At 60.2% G+C, this 14,717-nt stretch carries 13 protein-coding genes; 6 read left to right on the forward strand and 7 right to left on the reverse strand.

The window, feature by feature from the left end; genetic code table 11:
* Positions 1-3: 3 nt before the first annotated feature.
* Both A7D21_RS04320 and A7D21_RS04325 read right to left on the reverse strand, forming a co-directional pair.
* Positions 4-702, reverse strand: coding sequence for a fimbria/pilus chaperone family protein (locus A7D21_RS04320; protein WP_083272155.1), 699 nt, complete (start codon positions 700-702; stop codon positions 4-6).
* A gap of 123 nt (positions 703-825) precedes the next feature.
* Positions 826-1,479, reverse strand: a complete 654-nt coding sequence (locus tag A7D21_RS04325; protein WP_053258598.1) for a DUF1120 domain-containing protein — start codon at positions 1,477-1,479, stop codon at positions 826-828.
* A 485-nt stretch (positions 1,480-1,964) separates the two neighbouring features.
* Here A7D21_RS04325 and ppx point away from each other — a divergent pair, with 485 nt between their 5' ends.
* Positions 1,965-3,467, forward strand: a complete 1,503-nt coding sequence (gene ppx, locus A7D21_RS04330; protein ID WP_016978945.1) for an exopolyphosphatase — start codon at positions 1,965-1,967, stop codon at positions 3,465-3,467.
* A 128-nt stretch (positions 3,468-3,595) separates the two neighbouring features.
* On the opposite strand, the gene ppk1 is transcribed toward ppx, so the two are convergent.
* Positions 3,596-5,818, reverse strand: a complete 2,223-nt coding sequence (gene ppk1, locus A7D21_RS04335) for a polyphosphate kinase 1 (protein ID WP_053258599.1) — start codon at positions 5,816-5,818, stop codon at positions 3,596-3,598.
* A gap of 18 nt (positions 5,819-5,836) precedes the next feature.
* The gene (hemB, locus tag A7D21_RS04340) at positions 5,837-6,850 is read right to left on the reverse strand and encodes a porphobilinogen synthase (RefSeq protein WP_064454667.1); all 1,014 of its coding nucleotides are present in this window, start codon (positions 6,848-6,850) and stop codon (positions 5,837-5,839) included.
* Positions 6,851-7,058: 208 nt separating this feature from the next.
* Here hemB and A7D21_RS04345 point away from each other — a divergent pair, with 208 nt between their 5' ends.
* On the forward strand, positions 7,059-7,694 hold the full coding sequence (locus A7D21_RS04345) for a DedA family protein (RefSeq protein ID WP_053258814.1): 636 nt from the start codon (positions 7,059-7,061) through the stop codon (positions 7,692-7,694).
* On the opposite strand, the gene A7D21_RS04350 is transcribed toward A7D21_RS04345, so the two are convergent.
* Positions 7,675-8,910: a sterol desaturase family protein gene (locus A7D21_RS04350; RefSeq protein WP_069551137.1), complete on the reverse strand. Its 1,236-nt coding sequence runs from the start codon at positions 8,908-8,910 to the stop codon at positions 7,675-7,677. The two genes, A7D21_RS04345 and A7D21_RS04350, sit on opposite strands and share 20 nt — an antisense overlap.
* A 116-nt stretch (positions 8,911-9,026) precedes the next feature.
* Between A7D21_RS04350 and elbB the strand changes: the two genes are divergently transcribed.
* On the forward strand, positions 9,027-9,692 hold the full coding sequence (elbB, locus tag A7D21_RS04355) for an isoprenoid biosynthesis glyoxalase ElbB (protein WP_053258602.1): 666 nt from the start codon (positions 9,027-9,029) through the stop codon (positions 9,690-9,692).
* Here elbB and A7D21_RS04360 read toward each other — a convergent pair.
* Positions 9,689-10,144, reverse strand: coding sequence for a YaiI/YqxD family protein (locus A7D21_RS04360; protein WP_053258603.1), 456 nt, complete (start codon positions 10,142-10,144; stop codon positions 9,689-9,691). The two genes, elbB and A7D21_RS04360, sit on opposite strands and share 4 nt — an antisense overlap.
* Positions 10,145-10,146: 2 nt before the next feature.
* A complete protein-coding gene (locus A7D21_RS04365; RefSeq protein WP_053258604.1) occupies positions 10,147-12,042 on the reverse strand; it encodes an FTR1 family protein in 1,896 nt (631 codons plus the stop codon).
* Positions 12,043-12,299: 257 nt separating this feature from the next.
* Between A7D21_RS04365 and A7D21_RS04370 the strand changes: the two genes are divergently transcribed.
* From A7D21_RS04370 to lpoB, 3 genes are read left to right on the forward strand one after another with little or no spacing between them, the layout of a single operon-like run.
* Positions 12,300-13,694, forward strand: a complete 1,395-nt coding sequence (locus tag A7D21_RS04370) for a COG3014 family protein (RefSeq protein WP_053258605.1) — start codon at positions 12,300-12,302, stop codon at positions 13,692-13,694.
* Positions 13,695-13,704: 10 nt separating this feature from the next.
* The gene (locus A7D21_RS04375) at positions 13,705-14,076 is read left to right on the forward strand and encodes a YcfL family protein (RefSeq protein WP_003214024.1); all 372 of its coding nucleotides are present in this window, start codon (positions 13,705-13,707) and stop codon (positions 14,074-14,076) included.
* A 50-nt stretch (positions 14,077-14,126) separates the two neighbouring features.
* A complete protein-coding gene (gene lpoB, locus A7D21_RS04380) occupies positions 14,127-14,714 on the forward strand; it encodes a penicillin-binding protein activator LpoB (RefSeq protein ID WP_053258606.1) in 588 nt (195 codons plus the stop codon).
* Positions 14,715-14,717: the final 3 nt, after the last annotated feature.

The raw sequence follows: 14,717 nt of genomic DNA on the forward strand, positions 1-14,717 counted from the left end.
CGGTCACCCCCCGTCGGTAACGATCGGAGCCCGGTAGTGGTCGACCGTAAACCCGTAGACCGTCGCCGGCTGTATCTCGACCTCGGTCACGCTGCCCAAGGGACTGCCGACCTCTGCCGCCAGCACCTCACCCGGCAATATGTAGGTGCGCGGCAATATGGCCGGAACACCCTGTGGAAACACTTGCACATCCGGCGCCAGACGCACGACATAGGCACTGTCGTTATGGACGGTGAGACGTTCTCCCGCCCGCTTCCACTTCAGCAATTCCCAAGGCGTGTGGTGCCGAGGCAAGCCTTGTGGGTGCAGGATCAGCGGCAAATTCTGTCGAAGGGTGATACCGATGGTCGCCCCCTGCGCCGCGCGCGCTTGGGGAATACCTTCGAAGGACACGCGCTTGAGCCGTTGGGTCTTAAGCGGCGCCTTCAAGGTGGCGATGAACCGCACCAGTTGCGTGTCGCCCGCCTCCACACGAGCGATGGGCGGTGTGACGATCAATAGCGGCTCCAGGTCCTCCGGCACGTCCTCCACGACCGAATGAAGCAGCGCCGGCCCTGCATCGGTATTTTTGATGTTGATTGTGGCTTCGCCGTCTTCCTCATAAAGCACCACCACAGTTGTTTCCGGATACATGCCATCCGCCACAGCAGCAGTGGTAAACAACAGGCAAATGCTTGCACCCCGCAATAGCGCACTGCACATCACTAAAAAACCACGCACTCTATATTCCCCGCAACTAATAAAGTTGTCCATTGGCCGTCAAGCGCCCACAGAAAAACAGCCAACAAGAAACAATAAGCTTCTTGGCTGGCTGTTTAACGTTACTTAGATGTAACTCAATACAAGCGTGGCGCGCCCATCAATAGAGACGTCTCGACTCAGGTCCAGGTCCTGGGCTCGGTTGATGACAGCCTTGACTGCAAGTGTGCCCGTCAATTGGTTAACGGCGGTGGGTGTAAAGGTAGCGCCGTTGCGCCAGGAGTACTGGGCGGGCGATTGGGCAACCTTGCCATCGCTGTTATTCCAGGCGCCAGCGCCGATACGCATGATCGGATACAGCGCTATGCTGGACGATCGCAGATCCCTGAGGGTGACCGAATAGCCACCGGTGCGACGGGCGCCTACAGCCCCCAACCCGAAATTCTGCGCTTCAGTAAAGCCGGCACCCAGGATGCCCGGCACCTTGCTGCCTGCTTGCAGATCGGTAAAGGTGATGCCGAACCTGGCAGGCGTCGTGCCACAATTGACGATCAGGGAAGTGCTCCTCTCTTCGCGCGGATTGAATGCAGTCTGGGACAATTCGCCCGAGCGAATCGTGCCGTAATCGATGATACCGCTGCCGGCCAGGCTGAGGTTACAGGCTGCCGGTGTGATCGTCCCCCTGACGACCAACTGGGCGCTGGTATTGGTAGTCGCCTGGGCAGTTAAGGCCGCAGCCAGGCACGCAATACCGAGAGTCAAGCCAACAATTTTTTTCATGTTCATCCTGTCACTAAAAAAGTTATCAGGTGTTCTTTATTTGTGTCTTGGCGACTCCATCGCCCAACGATTTATCTTCCGGGACGTGCACAACGATAAATAAATGCCACCTCGGCAGAATTGCCGGATGACAGTGTGTCGCTTTGGCACTTCATTAAAGAATCAGATAACACGACAATAACTGTGGGAATGATAAAAACAAACACCCTCCATTAAACCAGCCACAATGTAGTTCCCAATAAAATAATGAAGGAGATATCGAATCGCTCACTGTCGGAAATTTCACAAACCACCTTATGACCGCCGATAATAAAAACACACTACAACGTCGAAGAACTTAGTCGGCACGCACTTATAAAACCGCCCTACCTTTACTAAAGGAATTCCCCACAGACAGCCTCAGGAAAATTACTGAAGCACAACGCGTTGGCGCCAGCGGTCGATCGTGGCACGATGGTGAGGTTATCGACCGAGACCCCCAAACCATGCCGCAATCCCAAGCCAAGAATCTGTCCCTGATCGCCGCCATCGACCTGGGCTCCAACAGCTTTCACATGGTCGTGGCCAAGGCCCAGAACGGCGAAATCCGCATCCTCGAGCGGCTCGGCGAAAAAGTACAACTGGCTGCCGGGATCGACGACGAGCGCCAGCTCAATGAAGAATCCATGCAACGCGGGCTCGATTGCCTCAAGCGCTTTGCCCAGCTGATCAATGGCATGCCTTTGGGCGCCGTGCGAATCGTTGGGACCAACGCCCTGCGTGAAGCGCGCAACCGCGGTGAATTCATCCGCCGCGCCGAGGAAATCCTCGGCCACCCGGTAGAAGTCATTTCCGGCCGTGAAGAAGCACGCCTGATCTACCTGGGTGTCTCCCACACCCTGGCTGACACGCCTGGCAAGCGCCTGGTGGCGGATATCGGCGGTGGCAGTACCGAGTTCATTATCGGCCAGCGTTTCGAGCCGCTGCTGCGCGAGAGCCTGCAAATGGGCTGCGTCAGCTTTACCCAGCGCTATTTCAAGGACGGCAAGATCACTCCGGCACGCTATGCCCAGGCCTACACGGCCGCGCGACTGGAGATCATGAGCATCGAGCACGCCCTGCACCGCCTGACCTGGGATGAGGCCATCGGCTCATCCGGCACCATCCGTGCCATCGGCCTGGCGCTGAAGGCCGGCGGCCATGGCACCGGCGAGGTCAACGCCGAAGGTCTCGCGTGGCTCAAGCGCAAGCTGTTCAAACTGGGCGATGCCGAGAAAATCGACTTCGATGGCATCAAGCCTGATCGCCGCACCATCTTCCCGGCAGGCCTGGCGATTCTCGAAGCGATCTTCGACGCCCTCGAACTGCAACGCATGGACCACTGCGATGGCGCCCTGCGTGAAGGCGTGCTGTACGACCTGCTGGGCCGCCATCATCACGAAGACGTGCGTGAGCGCACCCTTACCTCATTGATGGAGCGTTATCACGTCGATCTGGAACAGGCAGCCCGCGTGGAGCGCAAAGCGCTGCACGCCTTCGACCAGGTGGCCGAGGACTGGGACCTGGAAGACGGCGTCTGGCGCGAACTGCTCGGCTGGGCAGCCAAGGTGCATGAAGTGGGCCTGGACATCGCCCACTACCATTACCACAAACATGGCGCCTACCTGATCGAGCACTCGGACCTCGCCGGTTTCTCCCGCGAAGACCAACAGATGCTCGCGCTGCTGGTGCGTGGCCATCGCCGCAACATTCCAAAGGACAAGTTTGCCGAGTTCGGCGATGAAGGCATCAAGCTGATCCGCCTGTGCGTGCTGCTGCGCTTTGCGATCCTGTTCCACCACATCCGTGGCACACAGGAAATGCCCCAGGTCACCCTGCGCGCCAACGGCGACAGCCTCGACGTGGTGTTCCCCAAAGGCTGGCTGGACGAAAACCAGCTGACCCAGGCGGACTTCGCCCAGGAAGCGGAGTGGCTGACGCGGGTTGGGTTCAGCCTGAACCTGCGCTAAAGCGCACTGCAAAACAAATGTGGGAGGGGGCTTGCTCCCGATAGCGAAGTGTCAGTTGACCTATTCATCAACTGACCCACTGCAATCGGGAGCAAGCCCCCTCCCACATTGTTAGTCCGTATTGACTATTAATTCACCGCCAGAATCGGGCTACCCAGCTTCTCCAGCAACGTCGCCTGCGCGCTGCGCGGGTTCTGGTTGCCGGTCGGCGTGTTGCGCACGTATCGGCCGTCCGACTGCAGGCTCCAGCTGTGAGTGTTGTCGGTGAGGTAGCTTTCCAGCTCCTTCTTGACCCGCATGATCAGCTTCTTGCCTTCCACCGGGAAGCAGGTCTCCACACGCTTGTCGAGGTTGCGTTCCATCCAGTCCGCACTGGAAAGGAACATCTGCTCCTCGCCGCCGTTGAGGAAGTAGAACACCCGCGTGTGCTCCAGGAAGCGGCCGATGATCGAGCGCACATGGATGTTATGCGACACGCCGACAATGCCCGGGCGCAGGCAGCACATGCCACGCACCACCAGGTCGATGCGCACACCGGACTGGCTGGCCTTGTACAGCGCGCGGATGATCTTCGGATCAGTCAGCGAGTTGAACTTGGCAATGATGTGCGCCGGCTTGCCGTCGAGGGCGAACTGGGTCTCCCGGGCAATCATGTCGAGCATGCCCTTCTTCAGGGTGAACGGCGCGTGCAGCAGCTTCTTCATGCGCAAGGTCTTGCCCATGCCAATCAACTGGCTGAACAATTTGCCGACGTCTTCACACAAGGCGTCGTCGGACGTCAGCAAGCTGTAGTCGGTGTAGAGCTTGGCGTTGCCGGCGTGGTAGTTACCGGTGCCCAGGTGGGCGTAGCGCACAATCTCGCCAGCTTCGCGGCGCAGGATCAGCATCATCTTGGCGTGAGTTTTGAAGCCCACCACGCCGTAGATCACCACCGCACCGGCCGCTTGCAGGCGGCTCGCCAGTTGCAGGTTGGACTCTTCATCGAACCGCGCACGCAGCTCGATCACCGCGGTGACTTCCTTGCCGTTACGCGCGGCGTCTACCAGCGCATCGACGATTTCCGAGTTGGCGCCGCTGCGGTACAGGGTCTGGCGCACCGCCAATACATGCGGGTCCTTGGCGGCCTGGCGCAGCAGGTCGACCACCGGGGTAAAGGACTCGAACGGGTGCAGCAGCAGAATGTCCTGCTTGCTCACCACACTGAAGATGTTCTCGCTGTTTTGCAGCAACTTCGGGATCTGCGGCGTGAACGGCGTGTATTGCAGCTCCGGATGGCTGTCCAGGCCGGTGATACTGAACAGGCGCGTCAGGTTCACCGGGCCATTGACCTGATACAGCTCGCTCTCGCTGAGGTTGAACTGCTTGAGCAGGTAGTCCGACAGGTGTTTCGGGCAAGTATCAGCCACTTCCAGGCGCACCGCGTCACCGTAGCGACGCGAGAACAGCTCGCCGCGCAGGGCTCGGGCCAAGTCTTCGACGTCTTCGGAATCCAGCGCCAGGTCGGCGTTACGGGTCAGGCGGAACTGGTAGCAGCCTTTTACCTTCATGCCCTGGAACAGGTCGTCGGCATGCGCGTGGATCATAGACGAGAGGAATACATAATTGTCGCCAGCGCCCCCCACCTCTTCCGGTACCTTGATGATCCGTGGCAACAGACGCGGTGCCGGGATGATGGCCAGGCCAGAATCGCGACCGAAGGCGTCGATACCTTCCAGTTCAACGATGAAGTTCAGGCTCTTGTTTACCAGCAGCGGGAACGGGTGCGTAGGGTCGAGGCCGATCGGGGTGATGATCGGTGAAATCTCGTCACGGAAGTACCGGCGCACCCAGGTCTTGATCTTGGTGGTCCAGTGGCGGCGACGAATGAAGCGGACCTGATGTTTTTCCAGCTCCGGCAACAGAATATCGTTGAGGATCGCGTATTGGCGGTCCACGTGGCCATGCACCAGCTCACTGATACGCGCCAGGGCCTGATGCGGCTGCAGACCGTCGGCACCGGCTTGTTCGCGGGCGAAGGTAATTTGCTTCTTGAGGCCGGCGACGCGGATCTCGAAGAACTCGTCCAGGTTGCTGGAGAAAATCAGCAGGAACTTGAGCCGCTCCAGCAGCGGATAGGACTCGTCCAGCGCCTGCTCCAGCACGCGGATGTTGAATTGCAGTTGTGACAGCTCGCGGTGGATGTACAGGCTGCTGTCATCCAGGTTGGTCACCGCCGCCACCGGGGCCGGCGCAGGCGTCTCGACCACCACGACAGGTGGAGCCGGCTCCATTTCCGGCGGGGTCTCGGTGACTTGTTCGACCACCGGGTGAGCGTCTTTTACGGCAACTTCTGAGAGTCCTTCGGTATTCATCGAGTGTTCCTGTGAGGGCTATTGTTGCTCTCTAAGCAATTGGGCAGCGCGGGCGGCGAAGTAGGTCAGAATGCCATCAGCGCCTGCACGTTTAAAGGCTGTCAGGGATTCGAGGATCACCCCTTCACTCAACCAACCATTCTGGATCGCGGCCATGTGCATGGCGTATTCACCGCTGACCTGATAGACAAAGGTCGGCACCTTGAATTCCTCTTTGACCCGGTAAAGGATGTCCAGGTACGGCATCCCGGGTTTGACCATCACCATGTCGGCGCCTTCGGCCAGGTCGGCCGCCACTTCGTGCAGGGCTTCATGGCTGTTGGCCGGGTCCATCTGATAGGAAGCCTTGTTGGCCTTGCCCAGGTTCAGCGCCGAACCGACCGCATCGCGGAACGGGCCGTAATAGGCGCTGGCGTACTTGGCCGAATAGGCCATGATCCGCACATTGACGTGGCCCGCCAGCTCCAGGGCTTCGCGAATCGCCTGGATGCGGCCGTCCATCATGTCCGACGGCGCCACGACTTGGGCACCCGCTGCCGCGTGGGACAACGCCTGCTTGACCAGTGCATCGACGGTGATGTCGTTCTGCACATAGCCGTCTTCGTCGAGAATGCCATCCTGGCCGTGGGTGGTGAACGGGTCCAGCGCCACGTCGGTGATCACACCCAGCTGCGGGAAACGCTCGCGCAGGGCACGGGTGGCGCGCTGGGCGATCCCTTGCGGGTTCCAGGCTTCGGCAGCGTCGAGCGACTTGAGTTCGGAGGGTGTCACGGGAAACAGCGCCAGCGCCGGAATCCCCAGCTCAACCCAATTGGCCGCTTCTTCGAGCAGCAAATCAATGGTCAAGCGCTCCACACCCGGCATCGACGCCACCGCTTCCCGGCGATTTTCACCGTCCAGCACAAACACCGGCAGGATCAGATCGTTCGTCGTCAGCACGTTTTCACGCACCAGGCGGCGAGAAAAATCATCACGACGATTGCGACGCAGGCGAGTGGCGGGGAACAGGCGATTGGCAGGGGTAAAGCTCACGACAGACTCCTGAGCCCGCGTTTACGGGCGAGCGTTGCAGTTATAAGCGGCCATTATGACGAAGGAATGACAGTTGTGCTTATCGATGCGACCTGCAGTCGCATTCGTCGTTTATGTAGGAATTGTTCACTTCGTGACACATCTCGATACTTTCATGAATGTTCACGAAGGCGTAGGCTGCGCGTTCATTTCGCCAGCACCCCAGACCATGCTTCAACAATTTCTGCATGACTTCGGCTACTTTGCCCTCTTCCTAGGCACGTTCTTCGAAGGCGAGACCATCTTGGTTCTCGCAGGCTTCCTGGCGTTCCGTGGCTACATGGATATCAACCTGGTGGTGGTCGTTGCCTTCTTTGGCAGCTACGCCGGCGACCAGCTGTGGTACTTCCTGGGGCGCAAGCACGGCCGCAAACTGTTGGCGCGCAAGCCGCGCTGGCAATTGATGGGCGACAAGGCCCTGGAACATATCCGTAAGCATCCGGATATCTGGGTGCTGAGCTTCCGGTTTGTCTACGGCCTGCGCACTGTGATGCCCGTGGCGATTGGTTTGTCAGGCTACCCGCCGGCGCGCTACCTGATTCTTAACGGGATTGGCGCTGCAGTCTGGGCGGCAGCCCTGGGCGCTGCGGCTTACCACTTCGGCGCGGTGCTGGAAGGCATGCTCGGCAGCGTCAAGAAATACGAGCTGTGGGTGCTGGGCGCGTTGGTGCTATTGGGCTTCGGCCTGTGGTTGCGCCGCCGCTTCAAGAACGCCCGTATTGCCCGCCAGGCCTGCGAGGACGCAAGGGCCCGGCTCGCCGCCGAGCCGGCTCCCGTCGACACGCCTAAGACACCAGCCGAGTAAGCCGGCTTCTGCAACAGTAGAGGCCGATCACGCTGAGCAAGCTGTAACTCAACAGACCCAGCCAGCCCAAACTGCTGGCCGGCCATAACCCGACCAGCGGTGCCAGCCACACCAGTGGCACATTCAGCCCCAGGCGTACCAGCTCAGCTTTCAGCGCCCACGGGCGATTCTCCAGGGCGACGCCCAACGTAAACAGCCCCACCGCCATCGCACTCCATCCCAGGATCAGCGCCGCCGTGGGCAGCCCCTCGGCGAAATTCATCAAATAGCTGCCAAAGCCCACATACGCGGCAAACTGCAGCGCGATATAGACCTGCTGACGCGCATCCAGCGGCACGTCGAATTTGCGGAACTGGCTCAAATCGGGTTTGGCCATCGGGTACTTGGCCTTCACGTCCGCCGGGCGCCAGCCAGTGCGCATGAACCAGATGCGCAGCTTGTCCCACCCGCTTTCGGTACTTCGTGCGTCATTCCACAGCTGCGCATAAAACTGCAGGTTGGCCCATAGCGGGTTCCAGCTGGCCAAAGGCGTGGTCACGCCAAAAATCACCGGCTCGTTGTCGTCTTCTTCCTGGAAGCTGCCGAACAGCCGGTCCCAAATAATGAACACCCCGCCGTAGTTGCGATCCATGTAGAGAGCGTTCTGTGCATGGTGGGCCCGATGATTGGACGGTGTAACGAAGAACCACTCGACCCAGCCGAGCTTGGGCACGTGGCGGGTGTGCACCCAGAATTGATACAGAAGATTGAGCGAGGCCACGCTGATAAACACCACCAGCGGCACGCCCAGCACGGCCAGGGGCAGGTAGAAGATCCAGCTCAGCAGAAAGCCGGTACTGGTCTGGCGCAGGGCGGTGGTGAGGTTGTAGTCCTCGCTTTGATGATGCACCGAGTGCGCGGCCCACAGGATGTTGCGCTCATGCCCGCAGCGATGCAGCCAGTAGTAGCAGAAGTCATAAAACACAAAGGCGAACACCCAGGTCCAGACACTCTGGACCGACAGTTCGATCAGGGCCAAGTGCTTGAGCGCAAACGCGTAGGTCAGCAACCCCACGCCTTTGGTCAACAGCCCCGTAGTCGTGGACAGCACACCCGTGCTGAGGCTGTTGATGGCATCTGCCACTCGATAGTTGCGCTCGCCGCGCCAGTGATCGGCCAACAGCTCAACCACGATCAAGGCAATGAAAAACGGTACCGCGTAAGGCACGAAGTCCATGGGCTAGTCCGGTCTATTTTTGTTACATCAAGATTAGGTGTAGCAACGCCAGATCCCATTGGCAACAGGTGACAAATTAGTAGACATTTAACGCCACGAAATAGGGAGAAATACTCATGAGCAAAAAGATTGCAGTGATCCTTTCGGGCTGTGGCGTGTACGACGGCGCAGAAATCCACGAAAGCGTCATCACTTTGCTGCGCCTGGACCAGCGTGGCGCTCAGGTCCAATGTTTTGCACCCGATATCGCGCAACATCACGTGATCAACCACCTCACCGGCGAAGAGATGCCTGAGTCGCGCAATGTGCTGGTGGAGTCGGCGCGTATCGCCCGGGGTGAAGTGAAGGACATCCGTGAGGCCAACGCCGAAGACTTCGACGCACTGATCGTGCCCGGCGGTTTTGGCGCGGCGAAGAACCTCTCGACCTTTGCCGTGGAAGGCGCCGGTTGCAGCATCAACCCGCAGGTTCTGGCGCTGGCCGAAGCCTTTGCCGAAGCGGGCAAACCGGTGGGTCTGATCTGTATCTCGCCGGCCCTGGCCGCGAAGATCTATGGCCCCGGCGTTACCTGCACCATCGGCAACGACGCCGCCACCGCTGCCGCCCTGGATAAAATGGGCGCCACCCACCGCGACTGCGCGGTGGAGGATATCGTCGAGGACAAGGCTCGCAAGCTGGTGAGCACCCCCGCCTACATGCTCGGCAAAAGCATCAGCGAGGTCGCCTCAGGCATCAACAAACTCGTGGATCGCGTGCTGGAACTGACCCACGAGAACGACTAACCCACTCGCATCAACCGCGTGAGGATGCGATCCAGCGAGTTGGCGAACGCCTGCTTTTCCTTATCACCGTGGGGCGGCGGGCCGCCGCCCATTTGGCCTTGTTCGCGCAGATCCGTGAACAGGTTGCGCACCGCCAGCCGCTCACTCATGTTCGCCGGGCTGAACTCCTTGCCCCGCGGGTCGAGGGCGGTGACGCCCTTCTTCACCAGGCGATCGGCCAACGGTACATCGCTGCAGATCACCAGCTCGCCGGGCACCGCGTGCTCCACCAGGTAGTCATCCGCTGCATCCGGGCCGCTGGGTACAACGATCAGCTTCACACAGGCAAAGCTCGGCTTGATCTGGCTCTGCCCTGCCACCAGCACCACTTCGAACTGGCGCTTGAGGGCGAACTTCACCACTTGGTCCTTGGCCGCCCGCGGGCAGGCGTCTGCATCAATCCAGACGCGCACGATCAGGCGACCACACGGCGTTTTTCGGCCAGCCGGCTGCGGCCGTACAGCACCACAATCGCCAGCACCGCCAACGCCTGCGCACTCAACGAGTACGCATCGGCATGGATGCCCAGCCAGTCGAAGTCAAAAAACGCCACCGGCCGCGTACCGAAGACGCCGGCTTCCTGCAACGCCTTCACGCCGTGCCCGGCGAACACCACCGACAGTGCACACAGCAACGCCGCGTTGATGCCAAAGAACAGCGCCAACGGCAGCTTCGCCGAACCCCGCAGGATCACCCACGCCAGACCCACCAGCAGCACCAGCGCCGTAGCACCACCCGCCAGTACGGCGTTGTGCCCGGCCGGGCCGGCTTGCAGCCACAGGGTTTCGTAGAACAGGATCACTTCGAATAGCTCACGGTATACCGAGAAAAACGCCAGCAGCGCAAAACCAAAGCGCCCTCCGCCACCGACCAGGCTGCTCTTGATGTAATCCTGCCAGGCTGCCGCATGGCGCCGGTCATGCATCCACACGCCAAGCCACAGCACCATCACACTGGCGAACAGCGCCGTGCAGCCTTCCAGCAATTCGCGCTGGGCACCGCTGACGTCAATCACATACGCCGCCAACGCCCACGTTGCCAGACCGGCCAACAGCGCCAGGCCCCAGCCGACGTTCACACTGCGCACCGCCGATTGCTGGCCAGTGTTACGCAGGAACGCCAGGATCGCCGCCAGCACCAGGATGGCTTCCAGGCCTTCACGCAACAGAATCAACAGCCCGGAGATATAGCTCAGCGACCAGCTCAAGCCATCGCTGCCCAACAAGCCAGCTGATTCGGTGAGCTTGCCTTTGGCGACGTCCAGACGCTGCTGCACTTGCTCAAGCGGCAGGCCGTCCTGCAACGACTGCCGGTAGGCCATCAGCGCTTTCTCGGTGTCCTTGCGCACGTTGGCGTCAACGTTATCCAGGGAGCTTTCCACCAGCTCGAAGCCCTCAAGGTAAGCGGCGACCGACAGGTCATAAGCCTGCTCATGGTCACCGTTACGGAATGCGGCGAGGCTCTTGTCCAGGGTGGTGGCGGTGTAATCGAGCAACTGTGCCGGGCCACGCTTGACCTGTGGCGGTTGTGCGCGCTGGGCCCGGAAAGTCGCGGCGGCGCCTGGACCATTGGCAGCCAGCACTTCATTAGGCGTTTGGCGGGCCAGGTCGGCGAGGTTGAAGGGTTGTTCACTTTTTGCCGCAGCCGGGTCTGCCGTGAAGCCCGCGATGTAAGTGGCCAGGTCCCAGCGCTGACGGTCATCCAGTTGATCGGCAAAGGACGGCATGTCAGTGCCTTCAACACCCAGGCCGAGGGTATTGTAGATCGCATAGAGGCTCAGGCGGTCCAGGCGCACCGCATCTCGCAGGTTGGCCGGTGGCGGCGTCATTCCCGTACTGGCCGGGCCATCACCCGCACCGGCAGTGCCGTGGCATACCGAGCAATGCTGGGCGTAAAGCGGTGCGCCACGCGCGGGGTCGGGAGTGATGACCGGGGCCTGGCTGACTTCATACGCCACCGCCAACTTGGCGCCCAATTGACGGGCCAGGCGAGCGACAGCTGCGCCGTCCTGGTGGGCGGTCACGGCCGCTAGCAATTCGTCGACGCCTTTGACCAACTCCGCGCGCTCGGGCCTTTGCGGCAGTTCAGCCACCAGGCCTTGCAACACGCCGAGGAACTCTAGTTGTTCGCGATATTCGGATTCATCGATAACCTTGCCCGCCTCCACCGTCGGTGGGTAATCAGCGCCAATGTAGTCCAGCAAATGCAAGGCTTGTGGGGCGCCCTCGGCATTCGCGGCCAGCAGATTGAAGCTGCACGACATCAAGGCCGGCAACACCAGCCAGGCGAGAAAACGGATGGGGGCAATCATGAATGAATCTCAAAGGTAAATACGAAGTAACACATTGTTTAACTTTAAAGGCTCTGACTCAAGGCGTTCGTGATCTGGCGCTAGGAAACCACCCGCGGATTGATGGCATTCAGCGCTTAAAGCCATAACAAAAAGCCATTGTTTTGCCAGTAATGGCGCCTATAATGCCGCGCCCTGTTATTTCTAAAGGGTATTTATTTCCTCGTTTTTATGAGGAATTTGCACATCTGCTTATCACTTTCAAGGAAGAAGTTTGCATGGCATTTCGCGCCTTGACCCCGCTCACGCTGGCGGCGGTTACCTTGCTCTCGGGTTGTTCGATGTTTCGCAGCTACGACACTGAGCTGCAAGCCACTAACCAGCAGTTGGCCACCGGTAACGTCGACGGCGCCCTGACCCTGCTGGAAAAGAACAATGCCGGCGAAGACAAGGACCTGCTCTACTTCTTCGAAAAGGGTGAGCTGTTGCGCGCCAAGGGTGACCTCACCGGCAGCCAGACCGCCTGGCGCAGCGCCGACCTGCAGGTCTACAAGTGGGAAGAGTCGGTCAAGTTCGACAGCGAAAAGTACCTTGCCCAGTTCGGCAGCTTCCTGGTCAACGACAAGGTGCGCCGCTACGAAGGCTACGACTACGAAAAGGTCATGCTGACCACCCAGATGGCCCTGAACCTGCTGGCCGTGAATGACTTCGACGGCGCCCGCACCGAAATCAAGAAGACCCACGAGCGCGAAGCCGTTATCGCCGACCTGCGCGACAAGGAATACCTCAAGCGCGAAAACGAGGCCGAGCGCCAGGGCGTAACCACCCAGATCAAAGACCTGCGCGGCTACCCGGTAGAGGCACTGGACGCACCGGAGGTGGTCGGCCTGAAGAACAGCTACCAGAGTGCGTTCAGCCACTACCTGGCAGGCTTTGTCTACGAGGCCCTGGGAGAGAAAGACCTGGCCGCACCGGGTTATCGCAAAGCCGCCGAGTTGCGCCCCAACACGCCGTTGCTGGAGCAAGCGTTGATGGACCTGGACAAATCCAGGGTCGGCGCCGACGAGACCGATGTGCTGATCGTGGTGCAGAGCGGCCTGGCCCCGGCGCGTGACTCGATCCGCCTACCGCTGCCGATCCCGATCGACGGCCACTTGGTCATCACCCCGTTGTCCTTCCCGGTCATCAAGGCAGACACCTCGACCGCGACCTTCGGCCAGATCGGCGTCGACGGCAAGCAGCAGAACCTCACCGCACTCAATAGCACCACCGCCATGTCCCGCCGCGCCCTGCGTGACGACATGCCGGGGATCATCCTGCGCACCACCGTGCGTGCAGTCAGCCGCGGCGTGACGCAAAACAATCTGAACAAGACCAACCCCATGGCAGGCCTGGTGCTGGGCATCGCCTCGGCGGTGACCGAAGGCGCCGACACTCGCACCTGGCGCACCCTGCCGGACATGACCCAAGTGACGCGCCTGCGCCTCAAGCATGGCGAACACCAAGTCAGCCTGCCCAACGCCTTGGGTGGGACGCTGGTGACGGTCAAGGCCGACCAGCGCTATCAGGTGATCACTCTGCGCGTAGTCGGCAACCAGGTGTTCGCCGGCGGCCTTGCCGCGCATGTGGTGCCAGGCACTTCCACCCAGGCCATCGCCCTCAAACAACCTTAAGGAGCACGTTATGCGTCATTTCATCCTCGGCGCCCTCGCGCTGATCCTGCTCGCCGGCTGCGCCACGCCACCGCCACCAGAGCCCGGCAGCGCCGCCAGCAAAATCGTCGTGATGGGTAAATTCAAAGGCATCGCCGTCGGTGCCATTCGCGTTGCCCGTGAAAACGGCTTCCTCACGGCCAAGGTGCAACTGAGCAACATCACCAGCAGCAACCAGATGATGTATTACCGCTTCGCCTGGCTGGGCGCCGACGGCTTCCCCGTGGGCGATGAAGAAACCTGGAAAGTGCTGAACCTGTACGCCAACCAGGCGACCTTCCTGCCCGCCATTGCCAATTTGCCCCAGGCCGCGGACTTCCGTCTTGAAGTGAAGACGCCTTAAGTCGCGCCCCTGCTCTTCAACTTAACAGCCTGTTTCAGAGAGATTTCCCCATGTTCGTACGCTTCTCGCTCCTCGCCGTGGTCGCCCTGCTGGCCAGCGGTTGCTCCAACACCTCGCCGGTACTCGGCGGCAAGAACATCAGCTACGGCGACACCAAGGCCGTGGAATTGGTGACCAACGAGTTCGGCTCCACCGACCTGCAGATGATCGCCGAAAGCATGACCCGCTCTCTGGCGCAGTCCGGCATTCTGCAAGGCCGTCCGGTGGTGCAGGTGTATGACGTGAAGAACAAGACCAGCGAGTACATCGATACCCGCGAGATCACCACGTCGATCAAGACCCAGTTGATGAAGACCGGCACCGCGCGCTTCGCCAGCGACAACACTGAAATGCAAAGCCAGGTCGACCAGCTCAAGCTGCAGAACCAGAGCGGCCTGTATAAAAAATCCACAGTGAGCAAGACCGGCAATATGGTGGCCGCCAAGTACCGCCTGGAAGGCTCCATCAGCTCCATCGTCAAGCGCAGCTCGGACTACAAGGACGTGTTCTACAAGTTCAGCCTGCAGTTGATCGACGTCGAGAGCGGCCTGGCCGAATGGATGGACGAAAAAGAAATCCGCAAAACCACGGAGCGCTGAACA

Origin of the sequence: Pseudomonas sp. AP19 (assembly GCF_001728855.1) — a bacterium.
In the GTDB taxonomy this organism is placed as follows: Bacteria; Pseudomonadota; Gammaproteobacteria; order Pseudomonadales; family Pseudomonadaceae; genus Aquipseudomonas; species Aquipseudomonas fluorescens.

Coding starts and splice junctions, on each gene's coding strand:
- A7D21_RS04320 (WP_083272155.1), bottom strand. CDS start 702: ATGTGCAGTGCGCTATTGCGGGGTGCAAGCATTTGCCTGTTGTTTACC.
- A7D21_RS04325 (WP_053258598.1), bottom strand. CDS start 1,479: ATGAAAAAAATTGTTGGCTTGACTCTCGGTATTGCGTGCCTGGCTGCG.
- ppx (WP_016978945.1), top strand. CDS start 1,965: ATGCCGCAATCCCAAGCCAAGAATCTGTCCCTGATCGCCGCCATCGAC.
- ppk1 (WP_053258599.1), bottom strand. CDS start 5,818: ATGAATACCGAAGGACTCTCAGAAGTTGCCGTAAAAGACGCTCACCCG.
- A7D21_RS04345 (WP_053258814.1), top strand. CDS start 7,059: ATGCTTCAACAATTTCTGCATGACTTCGGCTACTTTGCCCTCTTCCTA.
- A7D21_RS04350 (WP_069551137.1), bottom strand. CDS start 8,910: ATGGACTTCGTGCCTTACGCGGTACCGTTTTTCATTGCCTTGATCGTG.
- elbB (WP_053258602.1), top strand. CDS start 9,027: ATGAGCAAAAAGATTGCAGTGATCCTTTCGGGCTGTGGCGTGTACGAC.
- A7D21_RS04365 (WP_053258604.1), bottom strand. CDS start 12,042: ATGATTGCCCCCATCCGTTTTCTCGCCTGGCTGGTGTTGCCGGCCTTG.
- A7D21_RS04370 (WP_053258605.1), top strand. CDS start 12,300: ATGGCATTTCGCGCCTTGACCCCGCTCACGCTGGCGGCGGTTACCTTG.
- A7D21_RS04375 (WP_003214024.1), top strand. CDS start 13,705: ATGCGTCATTTCATCCTCGGCGCCCTCGCGCTGATCCTGCTCGCCGGC.
- lpoB (WP_053258606.1), top strand. CDS start 14,127: ATGTTCGTACGCTTCTCGCTCCTCGCCGTGGTCGCCCTGCTGGCCAGC.